14 protein-coding genes are annotated in these 12,516 nt (G+C 52.7%); 8 read left to right on the plus strand and 6 right to left on the minus strand.

What is annotated here, in order from left to right; genetic code table 11:
• Positions 1-67: 67 nt before the first annotated feature.
• Entirely contained in the window at positions 68-1,180 is a 1,113-nt protein-coding gene (locus PPL9_RS07230; protein WP_208989229.1) for an ATP-binding cassette domain-containing protein, read from the plus strand.
• A gap of 41 nt (positions 1,181-1,221) precedes the next feature.
• Here the strand turns inward: PPL9_RS07230 and PPL9_RS07235 are convergent, their stop codons facing one another.
• The 3 genes from PPL9_RS07235 to PPL9_RS07245 all read right to left on the minus strand — a co-directional run bounded on the left by PPL9_RS07235 (position 1,222) and on the right by PPL9_RS07245 (position 5,076).
• Positions 1,222-3,441, minus strand: coding sequence for a TonB-dependent receptor (locus PPL9_RS07235; protein WP_057462066.1), 2,220 nt, complete (start codon positions 3,439-3,441; stop codon positions 1,222-1,224).
• A gap of 199 nt (positions 3,442-3,640) precedes the next feature.
• Positions 3,641-4,078, minus strand: coding sequence for a DUF488 domain-containing protein (locus tag PPL9_RS07240; RefSeq protein ID WP_057462165.1), 438 nt, complete (start codon positions 4,076-4,078; stop codon positions 3,641-3,643).
• Positions 4,079-4,173: 95 nt separating this feature from the next.
• Positions 4,174-5,076: a LysR family transcriptional regulator gene (locus PPL9_RS07245; RefSeq protein ID WP_208989230.1), complete on the minus strand. Its 903-nt coding sequence runs from the start codon at positions 5,074-5,076 to the stop codon at positions 4,174-4,176.
• A 99-nt stretch (positions 5,077-5,175) separates the two neighbouring features.
• Here PPL9_RS07245 and PPL9_RS07250 point away from each other — a divergent pair, with 99 nt between their 5' ends.
• Entirely contained in the window at positions 5,176-5,793 is a 618-nt protein-coding gene (locus tag PPL9_RS07250) for a flavodoxin family protein (protein ID WP_057462068.1), read from the plus strand.
• 115 nt (positions 5,794-5,908) lie between these two features.
• Here the strand turns inward: PPL9_RS07250 and PPL9_RS07255 are convergent, their stop codons facing one another.
• Positions 5,909-6,409 (minus strand): ATP-binding protein, encoded by a 501-nt coding sequence (locus tag PPL9_RS07255; RefSeq protein ID WP_057462069.1) that lies wholly within the window; start codon positions 6,407-6,409, stop codon positions 5,909-5,911.
• Positions 6,410-6,757: 348 nt separating this feature from the next.
• Between PPL9_RS07255 and PPL9_RS07260 the strand changes: the two genes are divergently transcribed.
• From PPL9_RS07260 to PPL9_RS07270, 3 genes are all read left to right on the plus strand, one after another.
• A complete protein-coding gene (locus tag PPL9_RS07260; RefSeq protein WP_057462070.1) occupies positions 6,758-7,576 on the plus strand; it encodes a TerC family protein in 819 nt (272 codons plus the stop codon).
• A 94-nt stretch (positions 7,577-7,670) separates the two neighbouring features.
• Positions 7,671-8,108 carry a DMT family transporter gene (locus PPL9_RS07265; RefSeq protein ID WP_082596634.1) on the plus strand — a complete coding sequence of 146 codons (438 nt, stop codon included), beginning with the start codon at positions 7,671-7,673 and terminating at the stop codon, positions 8,106-8,108.
• A gap of 18 nt (positions 8,109-8,126) precedes the next feature.
• Positions 8,127-8,975: an NAD(P)-dependent oxidoreductase gene (locus PPL9_RS07270; protein WP_057462071.1), complete on the plus strand. Its 849-nt coding sequence runs from the start codon at positions 8,127-8,129 to the stop codon at positions 8,973-8,975.
• Between the two features lie 11 nt (positions 8,976-8,986).
• Here PPL9_RS07270 and PPL9_RS07275 read toward each other — a convergent pair whose 3' ends face one another.
• Positions 8,987-9,550 carry a histidine phosphatase family protein gene (locus PPL9_RS07275; RefSeq protein ID WP_057462072.1) on the minus strand — a complete coding sequence of 188 codons (564 nt, stop codon included), beginning with the start codon at positions 9,548-9,550 and terminating at the stop codon, positions 8,987-8,989.
• Positions 9,551-9,786: 236 nt separating this feature from the next.
• Here PPL9_RS07275 and PPL9_RS07280 point away from each other — a divergent pair, with 236 nt between their 5' ends.
• Both PPL9_RS07280 and PPL9_RS07285 read left to right on the plus strand, forming a co-directional pair.
• Complete coding sequence (locus tag PPL9_RS07280; RefSeq protein ID WP_057462073.1) at positions 9,787-10,176, plus strand: helix-turn-helix domain-containing protein; 390 nt, start codon at positions 9,787-9,789, stop codon at positions 10,174-10,176.
• A gap of 4 nt (positions 10,177-10,180) precedes the next feature.
• Entirely contained in the window at positions 10,181-11,146 is a 966-nt protein-coding gene (locus PPL9_RS07285; protein ID WP_057462074.1) for a D-2-hydroxyacid dehydrogenase, read from the plus strand.
• 6 nt (positions 11,147-11,152) lie between these two features.
• Here the strand turns inward: PPL9_RS07285 and PPL9_RS07290 are convergent, their stop codons facing one another.
• Positions 11,153-12,061: a DMT family transporter gene (locus tag PPL9_RS07290; RefSeq protein ID WP_057462075.1), complete on the minus strand. Its 909-nt coding sequence runs from the start codon at positions 12,059-12,061 to the stop codon at positions 11,153-11,155.
• Positions 12,062-12,275: 214 nt separating this feature from the next.
• Here PPL9_RS07290 and PPL9_RS07295 point away from each other — a divergent pair.
• The coding region (locus PPL9_RS07295) for an MFS transporter (RefSeq protein WP_152986625.1) at positions 12,276-12,516 on the plus strand (241 nt) is incomplete at its 3' end.

The raw sequence follows: 12,516 nt of genomic DNA on the forward strand, positions 1-12,516 counted from the left end.
CCTTTCATTACCTCAGCAATGACATTCCTGCATTGCGCCCCACCCGCCACTTCTGCTTGGTTGCAACATGGATGAGCCCACCAACAATTTGGATGCAGATGGCCGGGAGGCTCTAGGCACCTTCCTCGCCAAGTGGCGCAAGGGTGCGATCATCGTCAGCCATGACCGTGCCTTGCTGGAGCAAATGGACTGCATTGTAGAACTGACAACACTGGGAGCCTCCGTGTTTGGCGGCAACTACAGCTTCTACAAGGCGCAAAAAGCACAGGAACTGGCAGCTGCTGAGCAAGATCTGGCATCTGCTGAAAAACGTATTGGCGACCTGAACCGCAAAATCCAGAGTGTTGCCGAGCGCAAGGCTCGCAAGGATGGGGCAGGCCAACGCGCCCGCGCTAAGCGCGACCAACCCAAGATCCTTCTCAACGCCATGCGCAACAAGGCTGAAAACAGCTTTGGGGAGAACGCTAATCAAGCATCCCGACTGCGCGAGGAGGCGGAACAGCACTCCAAAGCCGCCCGCGAAAAGATCGAGGTTCTGGAACAGCTCAGCATCAGTATCGCCTCCTCTGGTATTGCCAGCGGCCAGCGGGTGCTGACAGCTGAGGGCCTGAGCGTGGGCTATGAGAAAGATCAGCCTTTGCTTCACGATTTTTCACTCGTGATAACGGGGCCAGAACGCATTGCCATCAAAGGTGCAAATGGAACTGGCAAGACCTCGCTGCTGAAAACGTTGACGGGTAAGCTCCCGCCCCTGTCCGGCACGTGCCAGCTGCACCCATCTGCCCGTGTGCTGGACCAGACCGTTAGTCTGCTGAACCCGGATCTTTCGGTGCTGGAAAACTTCCGCGTGTTGAACCCGGAGCAGGATGAAAACACCTGCCGCGCCATCCTTGCCCGCTTCCTCTTCCGCGGAGATGCTTCCACTCAGCAGGTCAAAACCCTCAGCGGTGGCATGATGCTCCGCACCGGCCTCGCCTGCGTGCTCGGCGCAGCCCAGCCCCCCAAACTGCTCATCCTGGACGAACCCACCAACCATCTGGACCTCACCGCCATTGAGGCCATCGAATCCGCCCTCACCACCTACAACGGCGCCCTCCTTCTAGTAAGCCACGATACCGCGTTTTTGGAGAGTATTGGGGTGACGAGAGAGGTGGTGTTGGGGGAAACGGTGGGGGTGTGAAACAAAAAAGCGGAGGCTCACCACCCCCGCTCTCAAAACGCTTAGAACTTGTAGCTCACTGAGCTTTTGAAGTTAACACCCTTCTCAGGCGCAGCTCCATCAGCAAAGTAAGGACGGTAGTTCTTGTTGAACATGTTCTCAATGGAAGCACGGGCTTCCAACCCCTCAAAACGTCCCTCCTTGGGGGTCCATGTGAGAAACACATCATGGACTGCATAGCCTTTGCTCGGACGATACAGGCTGGTGTAGTTATCTGGCACTCGGTCCTGAGCATCGACAAAACGGCCCTTCCAACCAAATGTGATATCCGCCTCTGGCACCTTGTAACCCAGGCTGACGATCAACTTTGTTGGAGCAACTTCAGAAACATACTGGTCCGTGGTTGCATTGACGTCTTTAAGTGTCCCATCATGCTTACCCTGCATTCTGGAATACGCAATGCTGCCGAAGAACCGCTCACTGTCGTAATACAACTCGGCTTCAAAGCCCTGCGTATAGTAGCCAGCAAGATTGCCATATGTTGGCGCAGGAGCGTCATAGCTTCTCGAGTTCTCACTCAACAATCGGTAGATGTTGTTGGAGACATCATTGCGGTAGATCGCCATACGACCAGTGACCGTGTCGTTCTGTATCAGCACATTCTTGAAAGTTGAAGCCACACCGATACGTTTGGCAGAAACACGCTCATTTTGCAGTTGCGTTGCCGTCGCGCGGGAGCTGCCTACATCATAGAACTCATCAACCAGTGGGGCACGAAGCTTATAAGCATAGTCACCAAAGAGTTTGATGTTAGGTGTCAGAGAGTAAACCGCGCTAATGCTTGGAGAGAATCCAAAGCGCTCTACAGTACCGTAATCATGGTTCATCTCTGGATTGTTATATTTAGGTGCAAGGTTGGCTTCACCTTTGGAATGAATGTAGTCATAACGCAGCCCCGGCGTCAGTTCTAATCCAGCAAAGCCAATCGTGTATTCACCCCAGGCGGACCAAATTGTCTGCGTTCCACTCGGAATATTATAAGGCTGCAAGTGCCCATCATTGTACTCAGGCCGCCCGACATAACTCTTCTTAAAAGCCATACTGTCGCGAATTTCGTGGCGCATTTGCACGCCATATTTCAGCGTATTTTCAAAGTCACCCCAATTAAAGGCGGAGGTGTTTTGAAGGTCCAGTTTGTAGATGGAATAGTCCAGTGTGCTGTCGTCACCCCCAACATAAAGGCCTGCGCTATAGTCCGGATCAGAGACGGGTACCCGACGTGTGTCATGCTGGGCTGTCTTGGAGTAAGAAGCCTTGAACGCCAAATCAATAAGATCGCTGTCTGGGTTATATTCATAAGTCCCGCTCAATGAAGTATCCTTCATCTCACGGTCAACAGCCTGAGTTTTCAGGTATTCTTCCAAAGAGCCATACTTATTCAAAGACCACTGCGAAGCCGTTATCAAACCACGTCTGGCAGCCCATGGTTTGTAGTCATCGCTGTAAGAATGTATGCCACTTAACTCAAAGAAGTGGTCCTCACGCTCCAGGCTTGCTTTGAAGTGGCCTGTCAACATGCTACCCGCAGAAAGCGTCAGATCTTCGTCATTACCTGCAACTGAGTAGTCGTCATTGGTTCGGTGCGTTCCGGCAACCAACACTTCAAAGCCTTGCTCCTCCGAGCGGGCATAGGTGGCAGCTGATTTGACGAGCTCATTGCCGTTGGAAGCAAAGCCGACTTTAGCAAATGCGCCATACGACTGACCATCACGCAACATGTCCGAAGCGCTCTTAGTTGTCATCTCAACAGAGCCTCCGAATGCACCATACTTTTCGGCGGAAAAAGTACCCTTGGTGATATCAATGACTTTAAGCAGTTCTGGGTCGATAAAGACCGATCCCTGCTGGTACTTCTCAAAGGACTTCTGAGCGCCATCAATGGTGATTTCAATATCTTCAGAGTCGCCAAAAGCCATCATGTTGATGGATTGCCCCAGAACGCGGCTGTTACCGATCAACTCAATACCAGGGAGGCTGGAGAGCAAGCCAGGAATCGTCGCGGACTGAGTGCGGTCAATCAGGTCACTTGTGATTTCGGACTGCGCAATAGTGTCCTTGTTGTCTGTAGACCCGGTCACAACAATCGGGTCCAGCGCGTCGGTATCTTCGCCTTCTTTCGATTTATTGGATTGAGCTTGAGCAGATTGCACAGATAGTGAAAAAGCGCAGGCGACAAGCACTAGGGTGCTGCAAGCCTGCTCCGGTCTCGGAGAGAACTTCATTATATTACCGATGTTTATAGAAAGAGAGATTGGCTTGCGGCTGGCCTCTAACTATAAAACATGAGTAATATAATCAAGTTTTATTTTTGGAGTTTTGGATAAATATTTCTCAACACTTACAAGTGGTAGAAATCGATTCCTGCAGTTCTGCGATGATTGATGCACTCACGAAATCTGAAACCAATCAGCTTCCTCGAAGTCAAAGGTGCGTCACCTTCAGTGCTCCGCCCCAGCGGCTGTTGAGGTAGTTGGCGACGAGGGAGCGGTGGCATTCGTGGGGGAGGTGTTCGGAGCAGAGGAGGCAGGCGCTCTCGAACATATCTGCCTTGAACTTGCTCTCCACCTTGCGCTGGGAGAGCAGGCCCATGAAGCAGTCTTTGAAGATGGTCCAGTCGCCCTTCTCTTTCTTGAAGGCTTTGAACATATCCTGATCCGGTGCCAGCAATGGCTCGTGCTCATAGCCGATGCCGCCAATGGCCTCCAGAAAAAAGGCCAGATCATTGGACTTGGCAAAACCGGCCAGCTGAGAAGTGTTATTGAGGCGCACATCAATCACCTTCTTGACGCCCGCACTTTGTAAGCGGCCAAAGAAGTTCTCTGCTGTTGTTTTGGTGAAACCGATTGTTGTCAGGGTCATATCAATCACTTTATCTCTCAGCCAAGAAAGTCTGTTTTAGTTCATCTGCAACACGGGCGCCATGCTGGTGATCAAAAGCAGAACGGTGGGAGAATTTAACTGCCAAACAGCGCTTGTGCCTGAGACAGGATGAGATCTCGGAACCATTTGTGGGCGGGAGAGGTTCGGTTGCGGATGTGCCAGATGGCGCTGATGCCAACGTCGACGACAGGGGCTGGGCATTTGCAGGAGGCGAGGCCGGACTTTATGCCACCACAGATCAACTTGCGGGGCATAGTGGCAATCAGGTCTGTGCCTGGCAGTGTTGCAGCAAGGGCGTTGAAGCTGGGGGCAGAATAGACCGTCTGGCGTTTGTGGCCCAACTCAGCCAATGCACGGTCAATGAATGTCACTTCATCAGCGGTTACCAGCATGTTGGCATGCGGTGCGGCGACATATTTTTCCAGCGTGTCCGGAGCATCTCGCGTTTTAGGATCGTAGAACACCACAAACTCATCATCAAACAGCGTTTGCGCAACAAACTCATGCGAGTCTGGCGGTGGCAACGGAGTGAACAGCAGGTCGGCCTCACCATCCACCAGTGACGCGACCTCGTGACGATGAGACAGGCGACAACGGAGAGTTACACCAGGAGCCTCCTGCCGTAAGCGCTTGATTACTGAGGGGATCAGCAGGTTATGGTCTTCATCACGGCAGTCGATCACAAAGCGGTTGGTTGCGGTGGACGGATCAAACTTTGACGGTTCACCGATCAACGCCAGCGTTTGCAGCAGCTCTTCCACCATGGGCATCAGAGCATCCATACGCTTTGTCGGCACCACGTTGCGGCCTGCTTTGACGAACAGCGGGTCTCCCAAAAGACCCCGCACCCGCTCCAATCCATGGCTGACGGTGGACTGGTTTACGCCCATCATCTGCGCAGCCTGCGTCACTGATCCGCTTTCATGGATCAGCTTCAACATCATCAGGGCGCGGCCATCAAGACTTAAATAATTCATTTTCTGCATAGTTCTTATTGAATTAATGCATTTGTATTCATTAAGCCAGCCCCTCATGTATCGGCAGAATGCACACTCTCAATTTCAAAGGAACAAAATATGCAGGATAAGAGAGTTTCTGTCGCTGTTGCCTACCACTCTGGTTTTGGTCACACCGAAACGCTGGCGAAATCTGTCGTAAACGGCATCAATACGGTTGAAGACGCAGATGGTGTTTTGGTTGACGTGAATGGCTTGAATGACGATTTCACAGTTCTAAACAACGCCGATGCAATCATCTTCGGCTCGCCAACCTATCTGGGGTCTGTCAGCGGTCCTTTTAAGATGTTCATGGATGCGACCGGTCAGATCTGGATGCACCGCGGTTGGCAGAACAAGCTGGCAGCGGGTTTTACTGTCTCAGCCTCCCCAGCGGGTGATAAGCAGAGCACGATCATCCAGATGTCTGTTTTTGCAGCTCAGCACGGCATGATCTGGGTGGGTGCGAATGATGCACCGGGCAACAACTCCAGCACCAGCACAGCGGATTCCATCAACCGCCTCGGCGCTTATCAGGGCATGATGGCGCAGGCCAACGTGGACGAAGGGCCGGAGGTCGCGCCACCAAACGCGGATCATCGCACCGCAGAGGCTTTTGGCAAGCGCATTGCAGAAGCATCCCTGCGCTGGGGCAAGGCACCTGCCACCCAACCGCAAGCGTTGGAAGCAACAGCCTAAAAACATTCGCAAAACGTAAAAGTCGGCCCTGCAGCAACATTAAACGATGAGAGAAACTCATTGCAGAAAACGACTTTTGCAAAACTGGCCCCTCTTTGCCGAGGGGCCTTTTTCGTCAAGCGGCCTGAAAGTCGTGCAGGATGACGTTGAAACCTTCATCAACGGTTGGTGCCTGGAAGTATTTGGTGAACTGCTCAAACTGAGCTTCGCTGACCGTAAACTGATGTTCGCCTGCCTCATTACGGACCCAAAGGCGTTCCTTACACACCTCATCGGGCACGGAGAGATAATGCAGCTCGTGGGCGACATTAGCAGCCTCGAACAAGCTCTTCATCCATTTGCGATCCCGCACCGTGTTGGCCTGAAAGTCCAACGCAACAGAAACACCATGCTGCAGCAGGCCCACAATGTGCGGGCCAAGCGCCTTTTTCACGCGGGCAGAATACTTTACGTAATCCTCCAGCGTATTCAACTCATCGGGAAAGAGCGTCGCGTTCCAATGATCTTCGCTGATCAGCACCGCATGATGATCATTCACCAGATGCGTGAGAAGAGTGGATTTGCCGGATGCAATCTTTCCGCATACCAGAAGCAGTTTTGTTTCCTGAGCAGTCATAATTACCTCCGTAAAAATCTATTCCAAAATCATAGATCTATCATACTCATATTCACCTCAGGTTGCACAATGTGACATAGCACCCCGAATCCATAAAAATCTTAGGCATTTCTGCCATTTATACGAAGCCTTTACATGCATCACATCTCGCAAAATAAGTATTTACACTTATTTATGAGTGAATAGATTTCCGTCAAAATGCCCGCCGCTGGCAAGTGAAGCATAAGGTGATAGCCCCCAATGCCAGCGGATACGGCTATCTTCCTTTGTCGAGGTACAAAAAACAATGGACGACGCTTCTGGTTGTCGACCGATCACCGGTGAGGTTCTGATCAGGGAGCCTTACCAATGATAGAGCTTCTCCTTGAGCCACAGGTTTGGCTAATCTTTCTTACCCTGTTTGGACTAGAGCTGATTTTGGGCGTTGATAACGTCGTGTTCATTTCGGTTCTGTGTGAGCGCCTTCCTGCACACCAACGCGCGATTGCCCGAAACCTTGGTATCGGACTGGCCGTGCTTGCCCGTGTGGGGCTTGTGTTCTCCATCAGCTGGGTGATGTCCCTCACCTACTCGTTGTTTCAGGTCAGCACCGTTGATATCAGCGGTCGTGACCTGATCCTTATTGGCGGCGGTGCATTCCTGCTGGCCAAGAGCGTGGCGGAGTTGAAACACCTATTGGTGGCGAGTGATACTGAACACGCACCTCACCTGGCAAACGGCATGACGGTCGTGCTGCTGCAAATCGTGGCGATGGACGCCGTGTTCTCCATGGACTCGGTGATCACCGCTGTTGGTTTGACGGATGATTTGCCAATCATGGTCGCCGCAATTCTGGCATCTGCTGTTGTCATGGTGCTGACAGCTGGCACAATCAACCAGCTCGTCACAAAGCACCCGGGCCTGAAAGCGCTGGCCTTGCTGTTCCTTATTCTGCTCGGTGGTCTTCTCATGGCTGAGGGCTTCGAGATTCACATCAACAAGGGCTATGTCTACTTTGCGATGGCCTTTGGTTTGCTGTTGGAGATCGTCCACATTCAGCTGAGCAAGAAGATAAAGGCTGTTCAGGCACGCCGGAAGTCCAACATCCGGTACCTGACCAAGCCTTCAAGGCCGGGCCGGGTGGAAAACAGGCAAGCAACCCGCTTCGGCAGTTTAGCGAACCTATAGGGTTTGATCAGCATTTCTGCATAGGCAGAGCAGGTGGAGACCGATACAGAGGAGATTAGCTGCTCTAATCTCTATAAGAATCGGATCTCTATCTGTGCTAGAACTACTCGCGATTTGCTTTATCGGTCTGCTCGGTGGTGTCGCCGTTGGCCTGCAAGCGCCTATGGGCGGTATTATGGGCCAACGCGTTGGCGGAGCTGCCGCCAGTGTCATCATTCATGCAGGCGGATTGATCGCTTCGCTTGCCCTGCTGTTTGCGCGCAAGGGTGAGCAGATCAGCGAGTGGCGCACCATTCCGTGGTACATGCTGGCCAGCGGTGTCTTTGGCCTCATCCTCTACCTCACCATCACGCAAACCCTGCCAAAGCTGGGCGCAACCTCTGCTGTGCTGCTCATCATCGTCGGGCAGTTAATGGCTGGCATGGTCATCGACCACTTCGGCCTCTTCAATCTGCCCATTCGCTCCATAGACCTCAGCCGCGCCCTCGCCGCCATGCTGCTGATCTCCGGCGCTTATTTGATGGTGCGGTAAGTCTCAGGAGCCTCAGAAATGCAGAAGGTCATTGTTACAGGAAGTTCTGGTCGCATTGGCAGCGAGATCGTCTTAGCTCTCAAGCCATCTTACGATGTTATCGGCATAGATCGCGTCACTGCATCAACAACAACACACATTGCTGACATTTCTGATGCAGACACTCTGCAGCGCCTCTGTCAAGGAGCATTCGCGGTGGTCCACTCAGCAGCCTTACATGCGCCACATGTAGGCGTGTTCTCGGAGGATGAATTTCACCGGATCAATGTAAAGGGTACAGTTGCGCTGGCTCGTATGGCGCGTGCGGAAGGTGTTCAGCGTTTCATTTTCACCAGCACCACAGCTCTTTACGGTCAGGCCAACACGCTTACAGACAAAGCAGCCTGGATCACAGAGCAGATAGAACCACAGCCACGCACGATCTATCACCGCACCAAATTAGAAGCCGAAAACCATTTGGCACCACTGGCAAGCGATACGTTCAAGGTGAGAGCCCTGCGCATGTCACGATGCTTTCCAGAGGACCCCGCCCTGATGGCAGCCTATCGGCTCTACAGAGGTATCGACAAACGCGACGTTGCCGCAGCGCACGTGGCTACACTCACTGATGACGGAAAAGATTTTGATCGCTTCATCATCTCCGGTCAAACGCCCTTCCTGCCTGAAGATGCGGAGGAGTTGAAGATAGACGCGCCTGCTGTCATTGTCCGAAGGTCTCCCTCAATTGTAAAGCTATTTCAATCACAAGGCTGGAAATCGCCCAAGTCGATCGACCGTGTTTACGACTCCAGTTATGCGAAGCAAGAGCTGAACTGGAAGAGCAAGCACGACAGCTTCGATTTCGCTGCCATGCTTAACGATCTCTGATAAGCAGGGTCTTATTCCAGCACCTGCTCTGACCCGTTGGAAAGGTGATAGATGCAGCCTTGTTTGCGGGGGAGTTTTAGGAGTTCCAGTGTATTGAGCCCCATATAGAGCCCACGCAGGATGATGGAGGTGATGCCGTGTGTGACAACAACGGCAGGCTCGGTCAGCTCCTCCAGAAAGTGCTGAACGAGACCTGAGATCGCCTCAAAGGTTTCACCCTGCGGGCTCTGAAAATGCCAGAGGCCGCTTTCGTAGTCATCTCCGACCAGACTTTTTACTTCCTGCTTGGTCAGCCCTTCCCAGGCGCCAAAGTAGATCTCCTTCAGCCGGTCATCCAGCTTCTGCTCAATCTCTGGCCCCAGTGCCAACTGCGCCGTGTGCACTGTGCGGGGTTGAGGGCTGACGAACGCAGTAGACGGCAGGGCTTCAACACCTGAGAGCAGCTTGTTTTGCAGCAGAGCTTGCTCCTTGCCCTTCTCCGTGAGTGGAGAATTCTGGTGCCCTTGAAATCTGCCCGCTACGTTCCATTCTGTTTGACCATGCCGAAGCACGAAAATTTCCGGGTATCTCGCCAAAGGACCATCCAACTCAAATCATATAAATCGAAGCTACGGATATTGGCGGGAACCTGAAGGCGTGTCCAGCGCGTTTTGAGAGGGCTCAAGCCTTACGCAAGGCTAACTGTTAGGCTGAGCATATTCAGCTCTAGCTCACTGAAACTTCGTTTGATTTTGATTAAAAGCTGATATAGCACCTGTAAGTGTGCGTCCTACCCGCATCACGAGTGATAGGAACAAGCGTGTAAGCAAAAATGACAAGTGACAGTGCAGCTCATATCGGCTCAATAGAAGCAGTCGCCACCACCGTAGCAATCATCGGCGGCAAGTGGAAACCGATCCTGCTCTACCATCTCGTAACCGGTTCCAAGCGTTTTTCCGAGTTGAAGAAACTGATGCCCGGCGCCTCCGACAGGATGCTCACCCGTTCTCTTCGAGAACTGGAAGAACACTTCATCGTTCGCCGTGAGGTGTTTGCTGAAGTGCCCGTGCGCGTGGAATATTCGCTGACCAAAGACGGCCTTTCGCTTATTCCGGTTCTCAATGCCTTGAGCGATTGGGGGCAGGCCCGCAATGGCGTGGATGATGAGAGCGCCGAACCATCCTCCATCTTTGACGCATTGCTTCCAACATTTTCAGGGTAACCATATGAAGATTGCTTTTCTGGACCGCAGCACCATTGGACCAAGCGTCCACATCTCCAAACCAACCTTTCCGCATGACTGGGTGGAATATGACAACACCTCTCCTGAGGAAGTGCTGGAGAAGCTGCACGGGTTTCAGATCTGCATCACCAACAAGGTGCCTCTTTCAGCCGACGTGCTGAAACAATTGCCGGACCTGAAGCTGATCTGCATTGCGGCAACCGGTTATGACAAGGTGGACATCGCAACTTGTGATGAGCAGGGCATCGTAGTGTCCAACGTACGCGGCTATGCGGTGAACACAGTACCAGAACACGCCTTCGCCCTCATCTTCGCTTTGCGGCGTTCGCTGGTGGGATACCGCGAGGACGTGGTCAATGGCGAATGGCAGAAGTCCGGTAAGTTTTGCTTCTTTAATCACCCGATCAAGGATCTCGCGGGCTCCCGCTTAGGCATCATCGGCTCCGGGACATTGGGCAAGGGCACCGCACGCATTGGCGAGGCTCTGGGCATGGACGTTGTGTTTGCCGAGCGTAAGGGCGTGACGGAGGTTCGCTCTGGTTACACTGCTTGGCAGGAAGTGATCACCACCAGTGATGTCATCTCCCTGCACACGCCGCTAACTCCAGAAACACGCGGTATTATCTCCACGCCTGAGTTCGAGGCGATGCATCAAAAGCCAATCCTCATCAACACGTCTCGCGGTGGACTGGTGGACGAGGCTGCACTCGTGAAGGCGCTCAACAACGGCCAGATCGCAGCAGCGGGATTTGACGTGCTCACCACAGAACCACCGCGGGAAGATAATCCCCTTCTCGGCATTCTGGAGCGCCCGAACGTGATCGTAACCCCGCATGTGGCCTGGGCATCAGAAGAAGCCATGCAGACCCTTTGGGATCAGCTGATCTCTCACATGGAAAGCTTCCAAAAGGGCACGCCAACCAACGCTGTTGGTCGTACAGGCAGTTAAAGCCTCTTAGCTGGCAGCCATGACGATGCCCACACCGCCAAGGGCAACAAGCACGCAGCCTGCCAGCTCAATCGGCGTAATCTTCTCGCGGAAGAACATCCATGATGCTGCCAGCGTAAACACCAGCTCAATCTGAGCCAGTGCACGCACATACGCCACTTGCTGCAATGTCATTGCTGTAAACCAACCGATGGACCCGGCAATACCCGCAAGCCCAACCAGACCGGACAAACGCCAGTTCCGGATTGCTGCGCGTAACTCTGCGGGGCAGGTCACGGTCATCCAGCTGCCCATGACAACTGTCTGAAACGCTGTCACACACACCAGCGTAAACGCCGCCTGCAGCAAGAAAGAGTCAGCCTCAACGGAAAGCGAAGCTGTGCGGTAGAACGCGGCGGATGCCCCAAAGAACGCTGCCGATGCCAGACCAATCAATGCTGGTTTCCCAACCAGAGTGGACAGCACCATAGCCCCTGTTGGACGTTGCTTCCCAAAGCTGATGAACAACACCCCGATGATCCCCAGCGCAATCGCGCCCATGCCAAGCGGTGTCAGTTGCTCTCCCAGCAAGATAAAGCCAAAGAGTGCCGCCTGAACTGGCTCAGTTTTGGAATAAGCCGTACCGACAGCAAAATTGCGGTAAGAGAACAAGTGTACGAGCAGGAAGGTGGCAATTATCTGCGCCAAACCGCCAAACGCAGCAGCCCAGTAGAATGTTGTTCCCACATCGGGAACGGATTCTCCTGTTAGCTTGAGGATCACAGCAAGGTAAAACACCGCAATAGGGAAGCCAAAGCCGAAACGAATAAACGTGGCTCCTGTAGTTCCAATTTTGCCTTTAAGGTGCTTTTGCAGTGCCGACCGCAGGTTCTGGCTAAACGCCGCTGCAATGGTGATTGGAATCCAGAGTTCCATTTTGATTTATCCTCAATCCAACACATCCAGCATACGGACAAAGCCCTATATGCTCCATAGGTTTCTTGAGGCTGAACAGTCTGCGAACTCACCAACTCTTGAGAAATATAGAACAGTTATTCGAGTGATAATAGCGGCGTGATACCTGCCTAATTAAATAAAGATAGTTTTTTCTTTCTAAATGTGCTCCATTGAACTGCAAGGGGGAAACGGGATGAAACTGTCTGTTTTAGTGTTCGCGAATTTTATTGCATCAATTGCCATGGGGATCGCGCTGACCATCGTCCCCTGGGAACTGTCAAAGTCTCTTGGCGGTGAGAAAGTCCTTGCCTTTACAGCAACCTATGCCACTGCTTTGCTGATCTTTCTCGCACCAGTCTCCGGCAGAGTGGTGGACAGGTTCTCACGTCGCTCAACCCTGATGATTTGCATCGCGATAATGGCAGGGGTCTTTC

Origin of the sequence: Pseudovibrio sp. POLY-S9 (assembly GCF_001431305.1) — a bacterium.
Classification (GTDB): domain Bacteria; phylum Pseudomonadota; class Alphaproteobacteria; order Rhizobiales; family Stappiaceae; genus Pseudovibrio.